Source organism: Salinicoccus sp. Bachu38 (assembly GCF_038561955.2).
Taxonomy (GTDB): Bacteria; Bacillota; Bacilli; order Staphylococcales; family Salinicoccaceae; genus Salinicoccus; species Salinicoccus bachuensis.
In genome coordinates, this window is sequence record NZ_CP138333.2 from 378,940 (window position 1) to 401,940 (window position 23,001).

Sequence of the window (23,001 nt, forward strand, 5' to 3'; positions counted from 1 at the left end):
CTTCGTTCTAGTAGAATAAATACCCATGGATTGGCTTTTCTAAACAAAATTATGAAATTTTTGCTGATTCCATTTCTTCTTTCCTATACCTTCTCATGATGAACAGGAAGAGGATGAGTGCCAGTGTGACACTGACCGCACTGGAGAAATAGATGGTGCTGTAGCCGAATGCTTCGGCAACGAATCCATAGCTGATGGCACCGAGTCCGACACCGAGGTCGAAGGCGGAAAAGAACGTTGCGTTGGCCATGCCGCGACGGTTGTTTTCGACACGGTTGACCGCCCAGGCCTGAAGTGCCGGCTGTACGCATCCGAACCCGAAGCCATAGAGTGCGGCTGCCACGAACAGGAAAATCGGGGTCGGCAGGAAGCCGAGCAGGATCATCGCTGCGATGATGGACAGGGAACCTGGAATGAATACGATGGTGATGCCATGCCTGTCGTACAGTCTGCCGGCGAGTATGCGTGAGAGCATCAGGAATGCTGCATATATTACAAAATAGAACTGGATGTATGTGGAGTCGAACCCCTTTTCATACGTATAGACCGGCAGGAATGTGGCGATGCCGCCGAACGTCACAGTGATGAAGAAGAGCAGTGAGGCGGGTGCCAGTGCGCGCCGTTCCACAATGTCGAAGTGCGGGTAGGACTCCTTCTTCTTGCGCGTATCAGCAACTTTCTCCGGCTTGTCGTATTTGATGTTGGCAGCGAGTATGATTGCAGTGAGGCCGAGCAGACCGCATATCGAAAACAGCATCGTAAAGGAGATGTGGTTGACTAGAAACAGTCCGAGGGCCGGGCCGAAGGCAAGTGCAATGTTACCGCTCAGGCCATAGTACCCGAGCCCTTCCCCGCGGCGTTTTCTTGGCACGAGGTCCGTGGCGATCGTACCGGCGGAGGTGCTGGAGAGGCCCCACCCGACACCCTGGATGATCCTCACCATCAGCAGCATGAGGATGGTGAAGCTTGCGGCAAGCGAGAACATGGAAACGACGAAGAGTGCGAGCCCCGTCAGGAATACCGGTGCCCGGCCCTTCGTGTCCAGAAGCTTGCCCGCACTCGGCCGTATGAGCAGTGCAGAGAAAGTGAATATCCCCACAACGATTCCGATCCAGCGGTCGCTCGCTCCGATTTCCTGGACGAACAGCGGCAGGGTGGGCAGTGTCATCTGGAACGCGGTAAATATGAAGAAATTGACGATGACGATGAGTATAAAGTCTTTTGTCCATATTTTCTGGTTTTGATCCGACATGTAATTTCAACCTTCTTACTTTTGATTGTTTTTTATGGAGATGATTTTATTTCGAAATTCGAAAAAAAGTAATAATATTCATTCTACAACATTGAAATAATTTTTTCATCCGTCATATAGAGTATATCCATATTTTCTTAAACAAACCCGAATGTGGTAGAATAATAGGAAACAAAAACAAAGGATAGACCTGTAATGATGAAAATACTCATGATAGACAATTACGATTCTTTTACATATAACCTCGTCCATTACTTGGAGGATAACCCCGAGGTGAGGGAGGTTGTGGTCCGGACGCCGGACGAATTGATGGAGGCATCTCTGAAGGGCATCTCGGGCATCATCATCTCACCGGGTCCTTCCCATCCGGCAGACCGTCAGGAAGTGATGGACTTCATTGAAGGATATTGGCACGCGTATCCTGTCCTCGGCATCTGCCTCGGCCATCAGATGCTCTGGCATATGGCTGGGGGAACGGTCGGACGCGGGGTGCGCCCGGTTCATGGCCACGTGTCGGAAATCACCCATGATGGGCAGGGGCTGTTTCGGGGGCTGCCCGATGTCTTTACAGTCACCCGGTACCATTCGCTCATCTGCTCGGGGGAAGCGCCCCGCGGATTCATCGTCTCGGCCCGGACGGCAGACGGTGTTGTGATGGCAATACGCCACGAGCACTATCCGATCTACGGACTGCAGTATCATCCCGAGGCGATCCTCTCCGAGTACGGCAGGGAGCAGCTGGGACAGTTCATCAGTGCGCTGAAGGAAGGTGAAATGAATGCAGGTCCATGTAAAGTTTAAAAAGGCAGGCAGGACGGAAGAACTTTATTTTACGAAACCGGTCGAAGTGATGACTGAACAGTACATGTCGCTGGACGAAGCACTGGAGAATGCCCAGAACCATGCTGAGGGGGGACGGTATGTGATCCCGGCCCTCAGCTATGAGGCGAAGGAGGGTGGACCGTTTGTCATCGGCGTCTTTGATGCTCCGGTGGACAGGGATGCGTTTCTGAAGGATTATGATGGGGACGGTGTCTACACGATGGGGGAGCCTGTCTTCACAGAGGCACCCGGGAAGATCATGACGGATATCGAAAAGATCCAAAACAGCATAAAGGACGGCCATACGTACCAGGTCAACTACACGACCCGGCTCAAAGGCAATTTTTCGGGAGATTCCCATGCGCTGTTCGAACAGCTCATCGCAAAGAACAATGGTGACTATACGATGTTCATCCATTGGAAGGAGAGGTCCATCGTGAGCTGCTCGCCGGAACTCTTTTTCGAAGTGGATGCAGCCGGAAAGATTTCGACCCGGCCGATGAAAGGTACGGCAAGGAGGTATGACGATCCGGTGAAGGACCAGGAAAGTTTCGACTTTCTGAATCATTCGGGAAAAGATCGGGCGGAGAACGTAATGATCGTCGATCTTCTGCGCAACGATCTGTCAAAAGTGGCCAGAAAAGGCAGCGTAAATGTGCCCGAACGCTTTACAATCGAGCGCTATGACACGGTCTACCAGATGACTTCGACAGTCGAGGCGGAACTGGCAGCGGACACGGGGCTGCCGGACGTGATCGAAGCGCTCTTTCCATGCGGCTCGATCACCGGCGCGCCGAAGCAGTCGACGATGGACATCATCCGTGGGCTTGAGCGCACGCCCAGAGGCTTCTATTGCGGTACACTCGGCATCTTGCATCCAGACGGTTCCCAGGTATTCAACGTCCCCATCCGTACGCTGTATATCGAAGGGGGACGATATGAATATGGTACAGGCGGCGGCATTACCTATGATTCCATACCAGAAAACGAGTATGATGAAATGGTCGCCAAGACCGCCTTCCTCGAAGACGGCAGATACAAGCTGATCGAGACGATGCGGCTTGAGTCCGGCACCGTCAGACGGTTCGGACTGCACGAGAAGCGCATTCTGAAATCAGCACGTGCACTTGCCTTCTCGCCGCCGGATTTCAGACGCGAAGTCATGGCGTACATCGAAAAGAACAGTCTGAATGAGGCAGGCGGCCTCTACAGGCTCCGTGCAGTCGCAGATGCCACAGGGCGGATGGTGCTCTCACATGGAGAAGTTGAAGAGGTGGAGCACGCAGATGCCCGGCTCGCGGAAGGGGCGATCAAGGCGCCCCCGATGTTCCTGGCGAATAAAACGACGGTCAGGCACCATTATCATAGTGTGGGCGATGATTTCCCCATCGTTTTATATTATAATGAGTATCAGCAACTGACCGAATTCAATATCGGCAACCTGGTCGTTGAAGAGGACGGGGGATTCCATACACCACCCGGCACCAGCGGTCTGCTTGATGGCGTGATGCGCCAGAGCCTAATGGCACAGGGGGTTTTGGAAGAACGGGACTATTCCCTGGAATCATTCCTTGAAAAGTATGAGAACGGCAGCATAAAAATATATCTGATCAACAGCCTGAAAGAATGGGTGCGGATCAATCTGAATATTCCGGGGTGAAGGCATGTTAACTCTCTTTTTAATAATATTGGTGATTGCGATTGTGATGTTTACCCACTTCGTAGTGACATACCTCATTGAAAATGACGTCAAGATCGTGGGGGTGCTCCTCGCTTTCGTCGGAGTCATCGCAGCCATCATCATCGTACAGTTCATCATCAGTGGCGTCACCGATTTCGTTGCAGGTGAATTGGATATTTTCTACAGGGATAATTAGGAGAACATTTTAGGAGGAACCAGTCATGATTTTTGCAAATGGGGATTGCTATGTCACATATCAGCAGCCGGAACCGATCGATTCCACGAAGCGGGTGGAACTGGAGCAGGCATTTGAAGATGGGGACCACGTCTATCTGAGGGACATGGTCACGACCGAGCACACACTCACTTTCTACTATTCTCCCATCAAGGTGATGGAAGAGAAGAACACCATCGAACCCGGTGATGTCGTCATAGAGGAAGTCGGGGAATTTCTCACAGGAATGGAGTTTTCAATATGAGTCTAATCATACAGGACAGCGGGATGCTGACACTTCTGCAGACACTGGACCCCGAGGATTCTGCCAGGGGCAATGAATACAACGGGGCATGCGACCGTCTTGCCCACCAGCTGGCCAACCAGCTTGTAGGGAACAGCTCCGATCAGCCGACCATCGAAATGACGCTGCGCCCGGGGGCCATCAAATTCACGGAGCCCACCATCGTCGCCTTCTCAGGTGCGGAATTCAAGGCGAAGTCCGGAGACCGCAACATCTTCATCAACAGGATATATATGTTCGATCGTGGAGATGAGCTTGTATTCGGAGAATCCACCAGAGGGAACAGGGTCTATCTGGCTGTTGCCGGCGGCATTAAAGTTGAAGGCTCGAATGTTTTGCGCTCCGGTGATGAGGTCATCATGTGCCGCGACTATACTGCTCAGCATGACGAGCTTTTCAATATGCTTAAACAGCAGAATGAAGTGAACTGGGGCGTGGACACCTACGCGCTCGTGGAAGTGTATCTTTCAGACACATATCACATGGTCAGGCGTCCGGATGTGCCGGAGGAAGTCTACCGGGCCATCGAAGCCAATGAGTATACGGTAAGGAATGAAAAATACCGTGCGGCCCTGTATCTTGAAGGCGCCGAGGTGGACATGGCTCCCGACGGCATTGAACATCCGGGCATCAAGGGTGGGGTGTACATTGCGGACGGCCAGCCTGTAATTGCATTGAACGACTTCAATGACTATACGACTGCACCGCATGCCGGTACGATACCGTCCTATCATCTGCACAAGCTCGTCCAGAAGCGTGCAGGCTCCAAAATACGCTTCAAATGCATCGAGGCGGAAGATGCGCATGCGAACCTGTATGCCCATCACCTGTGGGTGAAAAGCCTGTTCAAGGCCATCGACTACAAGCTGTCGAAGGAACTTATCAAAGAGAAGATGTAGAGTGCGATTCCAGGGCGGCCGTCCTGGAATTTTTTTGATGATTTCTACCGAAATTTAAATCGTCAGCAACAATTGGGGCGAAAAATAAGGTATAATGATGTATCAGAAATAATGGACTATTGGTAATGACCAGTGAACGGTGGGATCGGTTTCGATATGGAAAAAATTTTGAAACAGTATTTTGGATTTGAAAATTTCAGGCCTAAACAGAAGGAAATCATAGAATCGGTCGTGGGTGGCCATAATACTCTGGGTGTGCTGCCGACAGGATCCGGAAAGTCGATCTGTTTTCAGGTGCCCGGCCTGGAAATGGACGGCCTGACGCTTGTCATCTCCCCGCTGATCTCATTGATGAGGGATCAGGTGGAAACATTGAATGCTCAGAGCATTCCGGCAGCCTACTTGAATTCGACCCTGAAAAAGAAGGAAATAGACACTGTGATGTCGGGTCTTGAATCGGGTCGGTACCAGTTTCTCTACGTGGCGCCGGAGCGGTTCAATAACGACGACTTCCGGCAGCTGATCAGCAGGTTGGATGTCTCCCTGATTGCATTCGACGAGGCGCACTGCATTTCAAAGTGGGGCCATGACTTCAGACCGAGCTATCAGAACATCATTCCTGTATTGAAGGAGATCGTGCCGGAGGCGACTACGGTCGGGCTGACTGCCACAGCAACAGAGGAAGTCCAGGAAAACATCCAGGAGCTGCTGGATATCAAAGAGGCGCATGTCTATACGACAAGTGTGGCCCGGGAGAACCTGCACCTCAGCGTCAATCCGACATACCAGCGTGAACAGTTCATAGAATCCTACATCAAAGATCGTCCCGGTTCTCCAGGCATCGTCTATGCGGCCACACGTGCAGAAGTGGAGAAGATATCGCTCCATCTGGAAGAGCATGATATTGAAAATGTCATCTATCATGGCGGCCTCGGCAAAGAGGAGAGGAACCGCAACCAGCGGCTGTTCATTACAGGGGAAGTGGACATCGCCGTGGCGACGAACGCTTTCGGCATGGGGATAGACAAGCCCGACATCCGCTTCATCATCCACCATAACCTGCCGGGCGACCTCGAGAGCTACTACCAGGAAATCGGTCGTGCCGGCCGGGATGGGAAAATCAGCGAATGCATCCTGCTGTCCAGTCCACGTGACGTCAACCTCCATCAGTTCTTCATCGACCGTTCAAGCTCGACGGAACAGTACAAGGATCACATGCGTGCAAAACTCGATCGGATGATCCAGTATAACCGGACGAACAAATGCCTGAGCAGCTTCATCATCAAATACTTTGATGCAGATGAATATGTAGTGGAATGTGGACAGTGCTCAAACTGCCGGAATCCCGGACGCACCTATGATATGACGCTCGAAGCGAAACTTGTCCTGAACCTTCTGGCGCAGAGCGAGATGCCGGTGACAAAGGAGCAGGCCATCCAGATACTGCGGGGGGAGGCGGCTGAGAACGTCCTGGCATTCAACCTGGATACACTGAGTGCATTCGGGACGATGGAGAGCTATCTGACGAGCGAAGTCAACCATATCCTGGAAGAGCTCATATACAGGGGCTACGTCCATCTGAGGGATGAGCAGCTCTACATTGTGGACCGGAGCAGGAAAGTGATGAATGGGTCGGCCACACTCCATACCGTGCCTTTCAGAAGATACTTCAACGAAAAGGTGGATATCAGCACAGCTTCCTCGCCGAATGAGATACTGTATGAAAAGCTGGTGGAGACAAGGCGCCGCCTTGCGCACAAGCATGATGTGGAGGAAGCGTCCATATTCACGGACAATGTACTCAGGGATTTTGCCAAGAAGGTACCCGAAACCAAGCAGGACATGGTGCATATCCAGGGGGTCGGGAACTACAAACTGAAACACTACTGCCCGGATTTCCTGGAGACGATCAATGCATACAAGAGGCAGATGACTGAAACGGAATGATTCAAGCCGGCCGATGGCCGGCTCTTGTCGTTACATGGTGGAATGCTTTGGCGGCCTGTTCTTTATGAACATATAGAAACTGGCTGCAAAAATAATGATGTATCCGAAGATGGACAGCATGTCCGGCACCTCATTGAAGAAGACGATGCTGAAGATTGCCGTGTAGAGTATCGTGGAATAGAAGAATATTGATATCTCCCGGGCCGGTGCATAGCTGTATGCGATGGTCAGACCGAACTGGCCGAATGCTGCAAACAGTCCGGAGGATATGAGCATCCAGAATTGCGGCGCAGTCATCGGTTCATACTGCCAGATGAAGAAAGGCAGCAGGACGACCGAGGAGAAGAAGGAGAAGTAAAAGACCACTGTATAGAATTTCTCCCGGCTGCCGAGTGCTCTGAGTACAGTATAGGCGCCTGCCGCCAAAAGGGCTCCGAGCACCCCGACCACGGCATACAGCGTCTCACTCGACATGGAGGGCCTGATGATGAATACGGCACCGATGAAGGCGACGATGATTGCAATCATCTGATATTTGCGGATGTATTCCTTGAGGAAAACGGCACAGAGTATTATGGTGAAGAAGGGGCTCAGCTTGTTGAGTATGTCCGCATCGCTCAGCACCATCCTGTCGATGGCGAAGAAGTTGAGTACAACACCGGTAACCCCGAGTGTCGAACGCAGCATCAACAGCCCCTGGTTCTCCCGGCGGCCGAAAAGCTTCTCCTTATAGTACAATGCCAGGGAGAGGGAAACGGTCATCGCAACGAAATTCCTGAAGAATGCCTTCTGGACCGTCGGAAGATCCCCGCTGTATTTTACGAAAAGGGCCATGAGGCTGAAGCCCAATGATGAAATGAGAAGGGCAATAATGCCTTTTGTTGTATTGCTCATTTAAATGCAGCTCCATAAAAAAATTTTTAAATGAAATTTTTATTTCACAGTTATATGCAGACAGAGTTTTACCGAAAATTTTTTGGTGGAATTTTTGCTACAGTATAACATACATATGATGCGACTTCGGCTATATTTAAGTGAGATTATTCCCAATGAAATGTCTTTTTATGCCATTGATAATTATGGATGATTATGTCATTATAGAACGTGCAATACACATATATTGTGTGTAAATTTTACATAGGGCACAATATATAGTGTTTACTTACTTTAAGAAGCGTGTAAAGAGATAATAGATGCAACCCATGATTTTCGGACGAGAGTTCGATTATTTTATTTTGCAGGAGCAGGAATGAGGGGGCGATGGCATGCTGATTGCATTCTATTCCATGACGGGAAATACCAGGCGCTTCATCAGGAACTCCGGGGTGGCCGAGCACTATGATACCTATGAAATCAATGCTTCAAACAGCAGTGGGCAGATTCGGGAACCCTTCATACTCGTTACCGGAACCTATGGATTCGGCGGGGTGCCGGATGAAGTGAAGGCGTTTCTTGAAGTGAACCACGAATTGATGGTGGGTGTCGCCTCAAGCGGCAACCGGAACTGGGGGAACAATTTTGCGCGTGCCGGAGAGCACATCAGTGACGAATACGGAGTACCATTGCTGATGAAGTTTGAGCTTCATGGAAACCAGAAAGACAGAGAAGAATTCATTGAAAAGGCAGGGGCTATGCATGAAAGTCTTGGACGAGAAAAAATACAACCATATTGAACTGAATAATGAAGTGACAAAACGCGATGAAACAGGTTTTTACCAGCTGCATAAAGATCAGGAGGCACTGGCGGTGTTCATGGAGGAGGTCAAGGACAAGACCATCCATTTCGACAGTGAGCTCGAACGTCTGCACTACCTCGTGGACAACGATTTCTACTATGACCTCTTCGCAGAGTATTCCGATGAGGATGTAATGGACATCGTCACCTATGCAGACAGCATTCCATTCCAGTTCAAAAGCTATATGGCAGCGAGCAAGTTCTTCAAGGACTATACATTGAAAACAAATGATAAGAAGCAGTATCTGGAGGACTACAAGCAGCATGTGGTAATTGTGAGCCTCTACCTGGCGAAGGGCAACAAGGAGCAGGCCAAACGCTTCATCGTGTCGATGATCGAGCAGCGCTATCAGCCTGCGACACCGACATTCCTGAATGCGGGCCGTGCCCGCCGTGGCGAAATGGTATCCTGTTTCCTGCTTGAAGTCGATGACAGCCTGAATTCAATCAACTACATCGACTCCACAGCCAAACAGCTGAGCAAGATTGGTGGCGGTGTGGCAATCAACTTGTCCAAGCTGCGTGCCCGTGGGGAAGCGATAAAAGGCATCGAAGGCGTGGCCAAAGGTGTACTTCCGGTGGCGAAAGCGCTGGAAGGCGGATTCGGCTATGCCGATCAGCTGGGTCAGAGACCGGGTGCCGGTGCAGTCTATCTGAACATCTTCCACTATGATCTGCCGGAATTCCTGGATACGAAGAAAGTGAACGCGGACGAAGATATCCGTCTTGCAACGATCTCCACCGGGCTCGTCGTTCCTTCCAAATTCTTCGACCTGGCCAAGAACAACGACCCGTTCTACCTGTTCGCACCGCATACGGTCGAACGTGAATACGGCCAGTCACTGGATGATATGAACCTCGATGAGATGTACGATGAACTCGTTGCAAACGATAAGGTGAAAAAGCGCGAGATGGATGCACGTGAGATGCTCAATACGATTGCACAGACACAGCTGCAATCCGGCTATCCGTATATCATGTTCAAGGACAATGCAAACAAGGTCCACCCATTGAAGGATATCGGACAGATCAAAATCAGCAACCTCTGCACAGAGATCTTCCAGCTTCAGGAGACATCCACGATCAATGACTACGGTACGGATGATGAAATCCGCCGTGACATCTCCTGCAACCTGGGATCGCTGAACATCGCCAATGTAATGGATTCCGGCAAGGTACGCGACTCCGTGCATGATGGCATCGAAGCATTGACCGTCGTCAGTGATGATACTGCGATCGCGAACGCGCCGGGCGTCAAAAAGGCGAATGATGAACTGCATTCCGTAGGCCTCGGGGCGATGAACCTCCACGGCTACCTGGCGAAGAACAAGATCAGCTATGAATCCGAAGAGGCGAGGGACTTTGCCAATGTATTCTTCATGCTGCTCAACTTCTACTCCCTTGAAAAATCAATGCTGATCGCCAAGGAACGCGGAGAGACATTCAAGGATTTCGAGAAATCCGACTATGCGACAGGCAAATATTTCGAGCGCTACATTTCAGAAGCGGTGGAGCCGAAATTCGACAAGGTTGCGAGCCTGTTCTCCAACATCCACATCCCGAGCCAGCAAGATTGGGAGGCACTGCGTGATGAAGTGATGGAAAATGGACTGTTCCACGCATACCGCCTGGCAATTGCGCCGACACAGAGCATCTCCTATGTACAGAACGCAACAAGTTCCGTAATGCCGATTGTGGATACGATCGAGCGCCGGACCTATGGCAATTCCGAAACATTCTATCCAATGCCTTTCCTCTCTCCGGAGACGATGTGGTACTACAAGAGCGCATTCAATACAGATCAGACGAAGCTGCTCGATATGATTGCGACAATCCAGCAGCATATCGACCAGGGAATCAGCACGATCCTGTACGTGAATTCCGACATCTCTACAAGAGAGCTGGCAAGACTGTATATATACGCACACCATAAAGGGTTGAAATCCCTCTATTACACAAGGAACAAACTGCTCAGCGTAGAAGAGTGCACAAGCTGTTCCGTGTAATATAATCGAGCGACGATAAAGGAGCCATTAAAATGATTGCAGTAAACTGGAATAAAGAAGACGACATGACGAATGTCTTTTGGCGTCAGAACATCTCACAGATGTGGGTGGAATCGGAATTCAAGGTTTCCAAGGACCTGAGCTCATGGTCAGGCCTTACAGAGGATGAAAAGGACACATTCAAAAAAGTGCTTGCGGGGCTTACGGGGCTGGATACACACCAGGCCGATGACGGCATGCCGCTCATCATGCTCCATACGGAGGACCTCCGTAAAAAAGCAGTGTATTCCTTCATGGGAATGATGGAGCAGATCCATGCGAAATCCTATTCCCATATATTCACGACACTCCTGTCATCCAAGGAGACGAACGAACTGCTGGATGTCTGGGTGATTGAAAATGAACAGCTCAAGTACAAGTCGGAAAAGATAGTTGCATACTACCATAAACTATATGGCAAGGAAGCTTCCGTATATGACCAGTACATGGCGCGTGTCGCCAGTGTATTCCTTGAGTCTTTCCTATTCTATTCCGGATTCTACTATCCGCTGTACCTTGCCGGCCAGGGCAAGATGACGACAAGTGGTGAGATCGTCAGGAAAATTCTTCTGGATGAATCGATCCATGGCGTGTTTACAGGCCTGGATGCACAGTCCCTCAGAGGCGAGCTCTCGGCTGAAGAGAAGGCACATGCAGACAAGGAGATGTATGAACTGCTCAAGGCGCTCTACGCCAACGAGGAAGTTTATACAAAAGCCCTCTATGACAATCTGGGTCTGACGGAAGATGTGCTGAACTATGTCCAGTACAATGCGAACAAGGCACTTTCAAATCTTGGTTTCGATGCCTATTTCGAAGAGAAGTCATTCAACCCGATCATCGAAAATGCCCTCGATACGACAACGAAGAACCATGATTTCTTCAGCGTCAAAGGTGACGGCTATGTGATTGCGCTCAATGTCGAGCCGATCCAGGATGAGGATTTCATCTTTGATGAGGTAAAATAGAAAACACCAGGCTCCAGGTCCGATTTTTCGGATCCGGAGCCTTTTTATTTTTTTAATATAGGCAATTGTCTTGACAATTCATATGAATGGCATATGATAAGGGTAGAGTTTTTCAACTGAATACAATCATTCTTTCGGGGCAGGGTGGAATTCCCAACCGGCGGTAAGCTTTGAAGCAAGCCCGCGACCTGCATCGTCCCTGACGATGTGGCTGATCCAGTGGAAGTCTGGAGCCGACAGTGAGAGTCTGGATGGGAGAAAGAATTGCAGAGCGTACTATGGAGACAGGACTATTTTTCATGCCTCCATACGGTAGTGCTTATTCAGCATTGTCAGCAATGCTTATTTCTGCATACATTTTTACAGCGCCGATGGATATTCTATTCATCGGCGTTTTTTATGTTCAGGAGGGAAAAACTTGAATCGATATATGAAGATGGCGTTTGATCTGGCCCGCATGACAGTGGGGCAGACGGGGAAGAACCCCGCAGTAGGCGCCGTCATTGTCAAAGAAGGAAAAGTGATCGGCATGGGGGCACACCTCGGCTACGGCAAGCCGCACGCAGAGCGGCAGGCACTGTCGAGCTGCAGCGAGGATCCGGCGGGTGCAGACATCTACGTCACACTGGAGCCGTGTTCCCATCATGGCAAGACACCCCCGTGCACTGAAGCAATTATGGAAGCGGGCATCAGCAATGTCCATTACGCAGCCAGGGACCTGAATCCGAAGGTGAGCGGCCATCAGGTGCTTGCCGATGCCGGGTTGAATGTGGTCCATCAGCCGGATGAGGCCATCGACCGGCTCTATGCGCCTTTCTTTGCACATCTCGAGAGGCGTCAGCCGACCGTGACCCTGAAATGTGCCATGAGCCTGGATGGCAGGCTCGCACTCGATGACGGGACGAGCACTTGGATTACCGGCGAAGCGGCACGGGCCGATGTCCATCAGGAGCGGCATGTCCATGATGCGATACTCGTGGGAGGAGGCACACTCATCGATGATGATCCGAAGCTCACCGCAAGAATCGAAGGCGGTGGAGCGTCCCCGGCGCCGGTGGTGCTGGCTGGAGGCCGGGAACTGCCTGATGGCCTGAAAATTTTTGAACACCCGAAACAGGCGATCATCTATACGACGAATGAAGCGAACTTGAAGCATGATGGAAAATGTGAAGTGAAAGTGGGGGACTGGTCCCCCGCAGCCATACTGGACGACCTTTATGGCAAAGGCATCTCATCCCTTTTTGTGGAAGGGGGCGCGCGCGTCCTGACTTCCTTCATAAAAGAGGGATTATACGACCGGATATTGACATACGTTGCCCCGAAGATATTTGGTGAATCGAGACACACATTATACAAGGAACAGCCTTCTTCGATGGAAGCGGCCGTTCAGCTTGAAATGGTTGATGTTGAAAAGCTCGGGTCTGACCTTAAATTAACTTACAGAAAGGCTTGAGCATAATGTTTACAGGAATAATCGAACAGATCGGCGAAGTGAAGAAAGCGGCGGATACAGGAGAACATACGGTATTTGAAATATTTACGGGTACATTCGATGATTTGAAACTTGGAGATTCGGTCAGTGTGAACGGGACGTGCCTGACGGTGACCGGACTCGATGAGGACAGCTTCACCGTCGAGATGGTCAACGAGACGAAGCGTGTAACGAGCCTTGACAAGGTGGAAGCGGGAATGTCCGTCAATCTCGAGCGGGCACTGACACTAGCCACACGGCTCGGGGGGCATATCGTTTCCGGTCATGTGGACAGTACGGGTGAAATCGCCTCCGTTCATAACGACGGCAGTGCACTTGTGATGCATATCACATGCCCGTCCTCCCTGATGAAATACATGGTGAAGAAAGGGTCTGTCGCAATTGACGGCATCAGCCTGACACTGTTCGATGTCGATCCGGAAGCGTCCGAAATCATCCTCAATCTGATCCCGGAGACACAGGAACGTACAACGCTTGCACGAAAGGGCACGGGTGCCCGCGTCAATATCGAGGCGGATATGCTGATGAAGCATGTGGATCATCTGCTCCACTCTTCCGGCTCGTTGAATATCGAAGCGCTCGAGGAAGTGGGTGAACGCCATGTTTGATACGATTGAAGCTGCAGTTGAAGATTTGAAGCAGGGGAAGCTGGTCATCGTTGTGGATGACGAGGACCGTGAAAATGAAGGGGACCTGGTAGGTGTCGCAGAATATATCACAGCCCGTGAAGTGAACTTCATGGCGACCCACGGACGCGGGCTGATCTGTACACCAGTGAGCGGAGAAATTGCAGAAAAGGCAGGTCTCGGTCCAATGGTCAACAACAACAGCGATCCCCACGGCACGGCTTTTACAGCTTCCATCGACCATGTCTCCACAACAACCGGCATCAGCGCCCATGAACGGTACGACACAATCCGTGCGCTGACGGATGAGGGTGTCGAACCCGCCCATTTCAATGCGCCCGGCCATATATTCCCGCTGGTCGCCAAGGACGGCGGTGTGCTTGAACGCATGGGGCATACCGAGGCATCAACCGACCTCGCCCGCCTGGCGGGGGCGGTGCCGGTCGGAGTGATATGTGAAATCATGAATGATGACGGCACGATGGCGCGTGTGGATGACCTGGAAATCTACAGGAAGAAGCATAATCTGAAGATGATTACGATAGAAGATCTGAAGCGGTATATGCAGAAATTCACAGGCGTCACCCTGGAAAGCACCGTCCAGTTGCCGACGGACTATGGCAGGTTCAAAATGTACGGATTCGTCGACAATGACACGGGCAAGGAACACCTTGCGCTTGTCCACGGGGAACTGAAGAACAATATGACGGTGAGAATCCACTCCGAATGCCTGACTGGAGACGTGTTCCATAGCCAGCGCTGCGATTGCGGGGAACAGCTGGAACGTGCGATGCGCATCATCAACGACCAGGATGGCATTATCCTGTACATGAGACAGGAAGGCCGTGGCATCGGCCTGATCAACAAGCTCAAAGCCTATGAACTGATCGAGCAGGGATATGATACAGTGAGTGCAAACGAGCATCTCGGCTTTGACGCCGACCTGAGGAAATATGATGTGGCGGCAGACATGCTCCATCAGCTCGGGCTGGATGAGGTGACACTGCTCAGCAACAATCCAAGAAAAATCAGGGGATTGGAAGAGGAAGGCATCAAGGTGAACCGGCAGAGCCACATCGTTCAGGCGAATGTCGTCAACCAGGATTATTTGAAAACCAAAAAAGAAAAACTCGGACATCTGCTCTAGGAGGCATAAACATATGAATAGAATAGACACAAAACTGATTGGTACAGACCTTAAGATTGCCATTGTGGCAGGAAGGTTCAATGACTTCATCACATCGCAGCTTGTCAGTGGAGCGGAAGGGGCGCTCGTCAGCCACGATGTGGATACTGAAGACATCGACCTGATCTACGTTCCAGGTGCATTTGAAATCCCGCTTGCTGCCAAGACGCTGGCGGAGTCGGGCAATTATGACGCGGTGGTGGCACTCGGCTGTGTCATCCGCGGCAGTACGACGCATTACGACTATGTCTGTAATGAAGCGGCCAAGGGCATTTCCCAGGCAGGCCTCACCACAGGCGTCCCCGTCATGTTCGGCATCGTCACCACTGAAAATATCGAGCAGGCAATTGAACGGGCGGGGACCAAGGCCGGGAACAAAGGCGCGGAAACCGCAACCGGCGCCATTGAAATGGCCAACCTCATGAAAAAGATACGATGATCAGAAAGCCGATGAAAATCGGCTTTCTGTCATTTCTTTGCCATACAACCGTCAATAATGGAAAAACAGGATGAGGGAAATTCGTGCTATCATTTCATGTATAGAAGAATAAAGGAGAAATACCCATGAAACTGAAATTTTTGATGTTTGCAATGATACTGGCCCTGAGCGCCCTTTCCGCCTGTGGGAACGGTGGGGAGATGGAAGCCGAAATGAACCATGACCAGTCGGGTGAGGACGAGGTAAGGTCACTCGAAGTCGACCTGGAAGTGCCGGAGACAGCGGGCACCGGTGAAGCCGTCGAGTTTACGGCTCACGTACATTCGAACGGTGAGAATGTTACAGACGCAGACAAGGTCATGTTCGAAGTGCTGCAGGGTAAGGAAAGCCTTGAGATGATAGAGGCGGAGCATGATCAAAATGGAGTGTACTCGATCGAGTATACATTTGATGAAGCAGGGACATTCACCGTCATTTCGCATGTGGACGCACTGCAGCTGCATACGATGCCACAAGCCGAGATTACTGTAGAGTAGTCCGCGGTCCTCATGCAGATACTGCTGTTTGTAAAGTGGCCTCTTAAGGTTTACAATATATATAGATTGGAAGCTTGAAATCAGGAGGAAACCATGAATTTGCAGGATAAAACTTATATCGTATCGAGTGCTGTCACACCGCTCGGCAAGGAACTGTCCATGCATCTGGCAGAGCAGGGTGCAAATGTCATTCTTGCAGGGCTTGAACACGTGGAGCTGGACAATCTTCTGAAAGCGCTCCAGGAGCGTTCGGAAGGCAATCATAAGGTGGTCCTTCTGGAGCAGTCGAAAGAGATCGACTGGGTCGCTACCGTTGAGGAGATTCAGCAGGATTACAATACATTGAATGGAATCATACTTGTCCATACCATTTTTACAGAAAACCGGTCTGTATATGATGTGTCGTTTGATGAATTCAACCAGGTGATGTATGAGCACGTATGGGGAACCTACCTGGGCATCCGTACACTCAGGCCCATGCTCAAGGACGAAAGAGATGCCAAGATCATCAATGTCATCGAACCGTCGTTCGAAGATGTATTTGAACGGAACCTGTATTATACAGTGACCGGAGCCATTGAGGCACTCACGCATTCCACCGCTGCAGAGCTGAGGAAAGAGGACGTGGATGTATATGCACTGAGCTACAGGCCTTCCATCAAGTATGAGGAATCACCGCAACGTTCGAATTCTGAAGCAATCAGTACGGTCATGTCGATCCTTTCAGGTTCCGAAGATGCGCCGAATGGCAATACAATCATCATCAACTAATACTGTCCCACGCCATCTGATGCCCATTGGATGGCTTTATTTTTTTGTTGGAACCGTTTAATTGCTTGAAAATACAAACTTTCAGTGTATAATTGTAACTGTGATTATCGGTGATAATCATTATCAATTAAGGTGGATTAATATGATACATAAACTATTCAGACTGGACATCATGATTCTATTATTGGTCGTGCTATCAATCATTTCGATGTTTGTAGGTGTCGTCGACCTTTCTCCTGGCGACCTGTTCGACTTGAGTGACAACCAGAAGAACATCATCATGGAGAGCCGGTTTCCAAGGACTGTAGCCATCATCATCGCAGGTGCGTCACTGAGTGTATGTGGTCTGATCATGCAGCAGCTGACCCGAAACAAATTCGTTTCCCCCACCACTGCGGGAACGATGGATTGGGCACGGCTCGGCATATTGATCGCACTGATGTTTTTTCCGACAGCAAGCCTTCTTGTAAAACTGCTTTTCGCTTCTGCATTGAGCCTGGCAGGCACGCTGCTGTTCATGCAGATCATCCAGCGTGTACAGTTCAAGGATGTCGTCTTCGTCCCACTGATCGGGCTGATGCTCGGGAACGTGGTTTCCAGCGTAGCGACATTCCTCAGTCTGAGGACGAATTCGATCCAGTCGCTATCCAGCTGGCTGCAGGGGGATTTTTCAATCATCATTTCAGGACGGTACGAAGTCCTATACATAAGCATTCCATTCCTGATTGTTGCTCTGCTCTATGCCAATCAATTTACAATTGCAGGGATGGGACAGGATTTCTCGAAAAATCTTGGGCTCAACTACAGACGGGTGATAAACATAGGTCTGCTTATTACTGCAGTGATTACAGCACTTGTAGTCGTCACTGTGGGAATGCTGCCATTCCTTGGGCTGATCATTCCGAATATCATTTCAATATTCCGGGGAGACCATCTGAAGAATACGATTCTTCTGACAGCAGTACTTGGGGCAGTATTTGTAATGATATGTGATATTCTGGGACGTCTGATCATATTTCCCTATGAAATCTCCATCGGGCTGATGATCGGTGTCATAGGAAGTTTCATCTTCTTGATCATGATATTCAGGAGGGTGAAATCAAATGCATAATGGAAAGAACAACCGCCTGCTTCTCATATTGACAATCGCAACATTGGCCATCGCAGGCTTCTACATCCTCTATCAGTTGAATTTCGACATATTGTTCTATCAGCTTCCTTCGCGGGTGAACCGGGTGGTGACCATGCTGATCGTCGGCATAGCGATTGCGGTTTCGACAGTCATCTTCCAGACGATCACCAAGAACCGCATTCTGACCCCATCAATCATGGGACTCGATTCGGTCTATCTCTTCATACAGACCATCATCGTATTCATAGTCGGGACAAGTTCTCCACTGCTGACCAATGATTTTGTCAACTATCTGGTCAGCATGCTCGGTCTCGTCGTCTTTACCGTCCTGGTCTTCAAGTATCTTTTCAAGCTCACCGGCAGCCATGTATTCCTGCTGCTGCTGATCGGCATCATACTGGGAACGTTTTTCAACAGCCTGTCGACGTTCATGCAGATGCTGATCAACCCGGATGATTTCCTGATCCTGCAGAATTCGATGTTTGCATCATTCAATGCCATCAATGATTCCCTGATCTGGATCACCGGAGCGATTGTTCTCCTCATGCTGATCATAGTGCTCAGGGACTTCCATTCCCTGGATGTGATTGCGCTCGGCCGGGATCATGCGATAAACTTGGGTATAAACTACGATAGAAAAGTTTCCCAGCTTCTGCTCATCATTGCAGTTCTGGTATCGGTCTCGACCGCACTCGTCGGACCCATCATGTTTCTCGGCCTGCTCGTCGTCAACCTGGCGCATGAAATGTTCAAAACGTTCAAGCACCGCTACCTGCTCCTCGGGAGTACATTGCTTGCGGTGATTACATTGCTTCTCGGTCAGATGCTGACCCAGTATGTGTTCAACCAGGCGGTTGAAATCAGTGTAATCATCAATCTTGTCGGTGGGGTGTACTTCATCATACTAATGCTTAAGGAGAGTCGAAGATGATCGATCTTAAAGGTATATCAAAAATTTACGGCCAAAAGAAAGTAGTCAATGACGTATCCGTTTCAATTGCCAAAGGGAAAGTCACATCCTTCATCGGACCGAACGGAGCCGGAAAGAGTACGCTGCTGTCCATGATCACGCGTCTGCTCGACCAGGACAGTGGGGATGTACTGCTTGAAGGGAAGAACATCCTCCAGGCACCGAGCGATGCCCTTGCCAAGAAAATTGCCATCCTGAAGCAGTCCAATCACATGGACTTGAAGATCACGGTACGTGAACTGATCAGTTTCGGACGCTTCCCCTACTCAAAGGGAAGGCTGAATGAAAGGGACCATGAGATCATCGACGAGGCAATCAGCTATATGGAACTCGAGGAGTTCGAGGACCGCTACATCGATGAACTGTCCGGCGGGCAGAGGCAGCGTGTATATATCGCCATGACGATCGCCCAGGACACGGAATACATCTTTCTGGACGAGCCGCTGAACAATCTTGATATGAAGCACTCCGTACAGATCATGCAGATTTTGAGAAGGCTTGTAAGGGAACGCAATAAGACAATCATCATCGTCATCCATGACATCAATTTTGCTTCCTGCTATTCCGACAACATCGTTGCAATGAAAGACGGAAAAGTGGCGATCAGCGGCAAAAAGGATGATGTCATCAAGAAGGAGATCCTTGAGGACATCTACGAAATGGACATCAACATAGAATGTATCTATGGACAGCAGATATGCGTGTACTTTGATGAGCATGAAGATGCTTCGGTGGATGATTTCATCGAAGATCAGGTGCAGGCATAGTCTGCGGACTCCATATACATTTAAGGAGGTGATGGGGACTTATCGGATATATGGATGTTTTTAGTGGGGGCTGAAAACACTAATTGGAAAGAGGAATGGAAATGAAGAAATTTTACTTATTGTTTACTGTAATGGTGCTCATGGTCCTTGCAGCATGTGGAAATACCGAGAGTGCATCCGAAAATGCGGAATCCGAGAGCGAAGCGGCGGAGACTGGAGGCAGTGAAACTATCGAAGTGGAGAACCAGTTCACGATTTCTGATGAATCTGCTGAAGGCGAAGAAGCAAGTGAAGAAGTTTCGGAAACGGTGGGAGTGCCGGTAAATCCGGAGAAAGTCGCAGTATTCGATTACGGGGCACTCTCCACAATCCACGAGCTTGGTGAATCGGATAGTGTTGTCGGACTGCCAAAAGGACAGAGTTCAAGTACCCTGCCTGATGAGCTTGAAGAATTTCAGGGAGAGGAGTACGCAAACCTTGGTACACTGAAAGACCCGGACTTTGAAAAAGTTGCTGAACTGCAGCCTGAAGTCATCATGATTTCAGGACGTCAGGCGACTTCCGCAATCATCAGTGAGTTTGAGAAAGCGGCACCGGATGCCCAGGTGCTCTATGTCGCACCTTCAAATGAAAATTATTTTGAAGAAGTCAAACACTACACTCAGATGCTCGGGGACATTTACGACAAGTCTTCTGAAGCGGAGGCACTGATTGCAGATTTCGACAGCAAGATCGAAGAAGTGAAGCAGAAAGTGGCGGATACTGATGAAACAATGCTGTTCGTCATGGCAAACGAAGGTGAGCTTTCAGCGCACGGACCAGGCGGACGTTACGGATTCCTTTTTGACGACCTGGGCTTTGAACCGGTAGATGAAGAGATTTCGACTACAAGACATGGCCAGGCCATCAGTTACGAATATATCAATGATAGGAACCCAGGCATCATCCTTGCCCTCGACAGGGGCAGTGCGATTGGTGGAGAATCCTCCTCCAGCACAGTCCTTGATAATAATGTCATCCAGGATGTGGACGCAATCAAGAACGACAGAATCGTCGATCTCGATGCCAAACTCTGGTACCTCGCTTCCGGAGGCGTGATGACGACAATCGGCCAGCTGGAAGAGATCGAGCAGGCTTTGGAACAATAGAAAAAGAAAGACCCATCAAAAAATTGATGGGTCTTTTGCTGTATGGAATATCATTTTTGGCGTTCCGCCCGCTTATAGACAGGTTCCCCGATGATGCGGACTTCACGGTTGAGGGTGACGCCAAAGAGAGTGTAGACTTTTTTCTGAACGTATTCGATCAATGCTTCATAATCACCCGCTGTGCCACCGTCCACATTCACCATGAAGCCGGCATGCTTTTTCGAGACTTCGACGCCACCGATGCGGTGGCCCTGAAGACCGGCCTCCTGGATGAGCTTACCCGCAAAATTGCCGGGCGGTCTCTGAAAGACACTTCCGCATGACGGATACTCCAGAGGCTGTTTGGATGACCGGCGTTCTGTCAGGTCCTCCATCATTTTCTGGATATCTTCCGGTTTCCCTGGCTTCAGCCTGAACTTGGCTTCCACCACGGCATAGTCATTTTCCTGGACCATGCTTTTCCTGTACTCGAGTCCCAGTTCTTCATTTCTTAGCGTGATTCTTTCACCTGTTTCGTCCAAAACAGTGACTTCCAACAGGCAGTCCTTGATTTCCCCGCCATAGGCACCCGCATTCATATATACGGCACCCCCGACACTCCCGGGGATGCCACAGGCAAATTCCATGCCGGTCAGTGACAGGTCCCTCGCGTAGTTGGAGACATCAATGATGGCACGGCCGCTGCCCACTGTAACGATATCGTCCGACTCGTATAAATAATTCAACTCGAGCAGATTCAATACAATACCACGGATTCCGCCATCCCGTATGATGATGTTCGAGCCGTTCCCCAAGTATGTCACGGGAATACGGTTCTCGTAACTGTACTGGAGGACGCGGGAGGCATCTTCAATATCATGGACAGTGATATAGAAATCCGCCGGTCCCCCGGTTCTGGTATATGTATAATTTTTTAGGGGTTCGTATGTTTTGATTTCTGAGTGGTCCAACAGGGACCTTAAATCTTCTTCGATTTGAGTATGGTTCACCATAACGTTTCCTTTCAAGAGAAAATACTTATCACCATTATAATGGAATCTTCGCCCCTTTGCCAATCCAATATGCATTCCGTTGTGATGATTTATGATGTGTGCTATATTTTGTTTAGCAATTGGAGCAGGCGCAGTCCTCACTATAACAATATGAAAGTGTGACCTTCTTTGCATAATACAAAAAAATCAATCAGTACATTCGTATTGTTGTCGGTCTTCCTGTTGGTAGGATGCACTTCCGGGTTCCGTGCGGATTTTGAAAGCTATATGACAGGCATGGAAGATGTCCATGCACTGGATTCGGAATATGATGAGAAGATGAGCCAACTGGAGATTGGTGATCTGCCGGAGGAACTCTCTCCGAGAAACCAGGATATTGATATGGAAAGACTTGCTTCCCTGAGCGAAGCGCTCGATCAGGAAATCATGCCCCTTGTCACGCGAATGGAAGATGCAATGGGAGATGTCGAGGTTTCCAACGAAGAGTTGGTGGAGCTTCACGATTCATACATTGAGAGTCTGGACCTGAAGCAGAGTTTCGTCCAGCAGCTGAATGATTATATAGAAACATATTATATGTCTGTCCGTTCCAATGAAGCACTTATCCAGCTGAGCCAGACGTTCATGGAAAATCAGGAAGAAAGGGACGCCGTGATCGATTCCATCAGCAGTGAGGATGAAACGGAAGAGATAGATGCGCTCGTTGCCCAGATCAATGAAAACAGTGCCGAGCTGGAAGAGGAGTCCGAAGTGCTGCAGCAGGATGAATCAAGGGTTGAAAAGATGGAGCATATCGATGAAGTCATGCTTCCCCTCATCAATGACCATATACAGTCATTGAACCAGATGAATCTCGAGACAGACAGGGGCGTGCGTGTCCGGAGCCTGACACTTGAGATGTACTACGGTTTCGAAAAGTACTATCAGGAACGCAAAAATACGATGCAGTATAATGAACGGCTTCAGGAACTGCAGCTCCAGAACATACTGCCATTGCGGGAGACCTATCAGCAGCTGGACAAGGAATACTATCAGCAGCTGAACGAAATAGAGAGCGAACTGTCATAGTTCGCTC

Annotated in this window: 23 protein-coding genes and 1 riboswitch; of the genes, 20 read left to right on the forward strand and 3 right to left on the reverse strand. The window is 49.8% G+C overall.

Annotated elements, in window-relative coordinates:
• Positions 1-49: 49 nt before the first annotated feature.
• Complete coding sequence (locus RQP18_RS01980) at positions 50-1,252, reverse strand: MFS transporter (protein ID WP_342388491.1); 1,203 nt, start codon at positions 1,250-1,252, stop codon at positions 50-52.
• A gap of 195 nt (positions 1,253-1,447) precedes the next feature.
• Between RQP18_RS01980 and RQP18_RS01985 the strand changes: the two genes are divergently transcribed.
• From RQP18_RS01985 to recQ, 6 genes are all read left to right on the forward strand, one after another.
• Entirely contained in the window at positions 1,448-2,053 is a 606-nt protein-coding gene (locus RQP18_RS01985) for an anthranilate synthase component II (protein ID WP_342388492.1), read from the forward strand.
• Positions 2,031-3,734 (forward strand): bifunctional anthranilate synthase component I family protein/class IV aminotransferase, encoded by a 1,704-nt coding sequence (locus RQP18_RS01990; protein ID WP_342388493.1) that lies wholly within the window; start codon positions 2,031-2,033, stop codon positions 3,732-3,734. Before RQP18_RS01985 ends, RQP18_RS01990 begins: the two co-directional genes overlap by 23 nt.
• Before the next feature lie 31 nt (positions 3,735-3,765).
• Positions 3,766-3,951: a hypothetical protein gene (locus tag RQP18_RS01995; protein ID WP_373446157.1), complete on the forward strand. Its 186-nt coding sequence runs from the start codon at positions 3,766-3,768 to the stop codon at positions 3,949-3,951.
• Positions 3,952-3,976: 25 nt separating this feature from the next.
• The gene (locus RQP18_RS02000; RefSeq protein WP_342388494.1) at positions 3,977-4,234 is read left to right on the forward strand and encodes a hypothetical protein; all 258 of its coding nucleotides are present in this window, start codon (positions 3,977-3,979) and stop codon (positions 4,232-4,234) included.
• On the forward strand, positions 4,231-5,172 hold the full coding sequence (locus tag RQP18_RS02005; RefSeq protein ID WP_342388495.1) for a hypothetical protein: 942 nt from the start codon (positions 4,231-4,233) through the stop codon (positions 5,170-5,172). The genes RQP18_RS02000 and RQP18_RS02005 overlap by 4 nt, the downstream gene beginning before the upstream one ends.
• A gap of 156 nt (positions 5,173-5,328) precedes the next feature.
• A complete protein-coding gene (gene recQ, locus RQP18_RS02010) occupies positions 5,329-7,119 on the forward strand; it encodes a DNA helicase RecQ (RefSeq protein ID WP_342388496.1) in 1,791 nt (596 codons plus the stop codon).
• Positions 7,120-7,149: 30 nt separating this feature from the next.
• Here recQ and RQP18_RS02015 read toward each other — a convergent pair whose 3' ends face one another.
• Entirely contained in the window at positions 7,150-8,013 is an 864-nt protein-coding gene (locus RQP18_RS02015) for a DMT family transporter (protein ID WP_342388497.1), read from the reverse strand.
• Between the two features lie 371 nt (positions 8,014-8,384).
• On the opposite strand from RQP18_RS02015, the gene nrdI reads away from it, so the two are divergent.
• The 13 genes from nrdI (at position 8,385) to RQP18_RS02080 (ending at position 20,934) form a co-directional block, all read left to right on the forward strand.
• Entirely contained in the window at positions 8,385-8,792 is a 408-nt protein-coding gene (nrdI, locus tag RQP18_RS02020) for a class Ib ribonucleoside-diphosphate reductase assembly flavoprotein NrdI (RefSeq protein ID WP_342388498.1), read from the forward strand.
• Positions 8,755-10,860: a class 1b ribonucleoside-diphosphate reductase subunit alpha gene (nrdE, locus tag RQP18_RS02025; protein ID WP_342388499.1), complete on the forward strand. Its 2,106-nt coding sequence runs from the start codon at positions 8,755-8,757 to the stop codon at positions 10,858-10,860. Before nrdI ends, nrdE begins: the two co-directional genes overlap by 38 nt.
• A 32-nt stretch (positions 10,861-10,892) precedes the next feature.
• Positions 10,893-11,867 carry a class 1b ribonucleoside-diphosphate reductase subunit beta gene (gene nrdF, locus RQP18_RS02030; RefSeq protein ID WP_342388500.1) on the forward strand — a complete coding sequence of 325 codons (975 nt, stop codon included), beginning with the start codon at positions 10,893-10,895 and terminating at the stop codon, positions 11,865-11,867.
• Positions 11,868-11,993: 126 nt separating this feature from the next.
• A riboswitch (FMN riboswitch) is annotated at positions 11,994-12,134 on the forward strand.
• A 151-nt stretch (positions 12,135-12,285) separates the two neighbouring features.
• Positions 12,286-13,320, forward strand: a complete 1,035-nt coding sequence (ribD, locus tag RQP18_RS02035) for a bifunctional diaminohydroxyphosphoribosylaminopyrimidine deaminase/5-amino-6-(5-phosphoribosylamino)uracil reductase RibD (protein ID WP_342388501.1) — start codon at positions 12,286-12,288, stop codon at positions 13,318-13,320.
• Positions 13,321-13,325: 5 nt separating this feature from the next.
• Positions 13,326-13,967 (forward strand): riboflavin synthase, encoded by a 642-nt coding sequence (locus RQP18_RS02040; protein ID WP_342388502.1) that lies wholly within the window; start codon positions 13,326-13,328, stop codon positions 13,965-13,967.
• Positions 13,960-15,132, forward strand: a complete 1,173-nt coding sequence (ribB, locus tag RQP18_RS02045) for a 3,4-dihydroxy-2-butanone-4-phosphate synthase (RefSeq protein ID WP_342388503.1) — start codon at positions 13,960-13,962, stop codon at positions 15,130-15,132. Before RQP18_RS02040 ends, ribB begins: the two co-directional genes overlap by 8 nt.
• A 13-nt stretch (positions 15,133-15,145) precedes the next feature.
• A complete protein-coding gene (gene ribE / locus RQP18_RS02050; RefSeq protein WP_342388504.1) occupies positions 15,146-15,610 on the forward strand; it encodes a 6,7-dimethyl-8-ribityllumazine synthase in 465 nt (154 codons plus the stop codon).
• A gap of 125 nt (positions 15,611-15,735) precedes the next feature.
• Positions 15,736-16,146, forward strand: a complete 411-nt coding sequence (locus tag RQP18_RS02055; RefSeq protein ID WP_342388505.1) for a FixH family protein — start codon at positions 15,736-15,738, stop codon at positions 16,144-16,146.
• A gap of 93 nt (positions 16,147-16,239) precedes the next feature.
• Positions 16,240-16,917, forward strand: coding sequence for an SDR family oxidoreductase (locus RQP18_RS02060; RefSeq protein ID WP_342388506.1), 678 nt, complete (start codon positions 16,240-16,242; stop codon positions 16,915-16,917).
• Between the two features lie 142 nt (positions 16,918-17,059).
• Positions 17,060-18,028, forward strand: a complete 969-nt coding sequence (locus RQP18_RS02065) for an ABC transporter permease (protein WP_342388507.1) — start codon at positions 17,060-17,062, stop codon at positions 18,026-18,028.
• The gene (locus RQP18_RS02070; protein ID WP_342388508.1) at positions 18,021-18,980 is read left to right on the forward strand and encodes an iron chelate uptake ABC transporter family permease subunit; all 960 of its coding nucleotides are present in this window, start codon (positions 18,021-18,023) and stop codon (positions 18,978-18,980) included. The genes RQP18_RS02065 and RQP18_RS02070 overlap by 8 nt, the downstream gene beginning before the upstream one ends.
• Positions 18,977-19,786, forward strand: coding sequence for an ABC transporter ATP-binding protein (locus RQP18_RS02075; RefSeq protein ID WP_342388509.1), 810 nt, complete (start codon positions 18,977-18,979; stop codon positions 19,784-19,786). Before RQP18_RS02070 ends, RQP18_RS02075 begins: the two co-directional genes overlap by 4 nt.
• A 101-nt stretch (positions 19,787-19,887) precedes the next feature.
• Positions 19,888-20,934 carry a siderophore ABC transporter substrate-binding protein gene (locus RQP18_RS02080; protein WP_342388510.1) on the forward strand — a complete coding sequence of 349 codons (1,047 nt, stop codon included), beginning with the start codon at positions 19,888-19,890 and terminating at the stop codon, positions 20,932-20,934.
• Positions 20,935-20,984: 50 nt separating this feature from the next.
• Here the strand turns inward: RQP18_RS02080 and murB are convergent, their stop codons facing one another.
• The gene (gene murB / locus RQP18_RS02085) at positions 20,985-21,926 is read right to left on the reverse strand and encodes a UDP-N-acetylmuramate dehydrogenase (protein WP_342388511.1); all 942 of its coding nucleotides are present in this window, start codon (positions 21,924-21,926) and stop codon (positions 20,985-20,987) included.
• 168 nt (positions 21,927-22,094) lie between these two features.
• Between murB and RQP18_RS02090 the strand changes: the two genes are divergently transcribed.
• On the forward strand, positions 22,095-22,994 hold the full coding sequence (locus RQP18_RS02090) for an EMYY motif lipoprotein (RefSeq protein WP_342388512.1): 900 nt from the start codon (positions 22,095-22,097) through the stop codon (positions 22,992-22,994).
• Positions 22,995-23,001: the final 7 nt, after the last annotated feature.

Bases quoted from the DNA above. Each gene is read 5' to 3' on its own strand.
- RQP18_RS01980 (WP_342388491.1), bottom strand. From the start codon at position 1,252: ATGTCGGATCAAAACCAGAAAATATGGACAAAAGACTTTATACTCATC.
- RQP18_RS01985 (WP_342388492.1), top strand. From the start codon at position 1,448: ATGATGAAAATACTCATGATAGACAATTACGATTCTTTTACATATAAC.
- RQP18_RS01990 (WP_342388493.1), top strand. From the start codon at position 2,031: ATGCAGGTCCATGTAAAGTTTAAAAAGGCAGGCAGGACGGAAGAACTT.
- RQP18_RS02000 (WP_342388494.1), top strand. From the start codon at position 3,977: ATGATTTTTGCAAATGGGGATTGCTATGTCACATATCAGCAGCCGGAA.
- RQP18_RS02005 (WP_342388495.1), top strand. From the start codon at position 4,231: ATGAGTCTAATCATACAGGACAGCGGGATGCTGACACTTCTGCAGACA.
- recQ (WP_342388496.1), top strand. From the start codon at position 5,329: ATGGAAAAAATTTTGAAACAGTATTTTGGATTTGAAAATTTCAGGCCT.
- RQP18_RS02015 (WP_342388497.1), bottom strand. From the start codon at position 8,013: ATGAGCAATACAACAAAAGGCATTATTGCCCTTCTCATTTCATCATTG.
- nrdI (WP_342388498.1), top strand. From the start codon at position 8,385: ATGCTGATTGCATTCTATTCCATGACGGGAAATACCAGGCGCTTCATC.
- nrdE (WP_342388499.1), top strand. From the start codon at position 8,755: ATGAAAGTCTTGGACGAGAAAAAATACAACCATATTGAACTGAATAAT.
- nrdF (WP_342388500.1), top strand. From the start codon at position 10,893: ATGATTGCAGTAAACTGGAATAAAGAAGACGACATGACGAATGTCTTT.
- RQP18_RS02040 (WP_342388502.1), top strand. From the start codon at position 13,326: ATGTTTACAGGAATAATCGAACAGATCGGCGAAGTGAAGAAAGCGGCG.
- ribB (WP_342388503.1), top strand. From the start codon at position 13,960: ATGTTTGATACGATTGAAGCTGCAGTTGAAGATTTGAAGCAGGGGAAG.
- ribE (WP_342388504.1), top strand. From the start codon at position 15,146: ATGAATAGAATAGACACAAAACTGATTGGTACAGACCTTAAGATTGCC.
- RQP18_RS02055 (WP_342388505.1), top strand. From the start codon at position 15,736: ATGAAACTGAAATTTTTGATGTTTGCAATGATACTGGCCCTGAGCGCC.
- RQP18_RS02060 (WP_342388506.1), top strand. From the start codon at position 16,240: ATGAATTTGCAGGATAAAACTTATATCGTATCGAGTGCTGTCACACCG.
- RQP18_RS02065 (WP_342388507.1), top strand. From the start codon at position 17,060: ATGATACATAAACTATTCAGACTGGACATCATGATTCTATTATTGGTC.
- RQP18_RS02070 (WP_342388508.1), top strand. From the start codon at position 18,021: ATGCATAATGGAAAGAACAACCGCCTGCTTCTCATATTGACAATCGCA.
- RQP18_RS02075 (WP_342388509.1), top strand. From the start codon at position 18,977: ATGATCGATCTTAAAGGTATATCAAAAATTTACGGCCAAAAGAAAGTA.
- RQP18_RS02080 (WP_342388510.1), top strand. From the start codon at position 19,888: ATGAAGAAATTTTACTTATTGTTTACTGTAATGGTGCTCATGGTCCTT.
- murB (WP_342388511.1), bottom strand. From the start codon at position 21,926: ATGGTGAACCATACTCAAATCGAAGAAGATTTAAGGTCCCTGTTGGAC.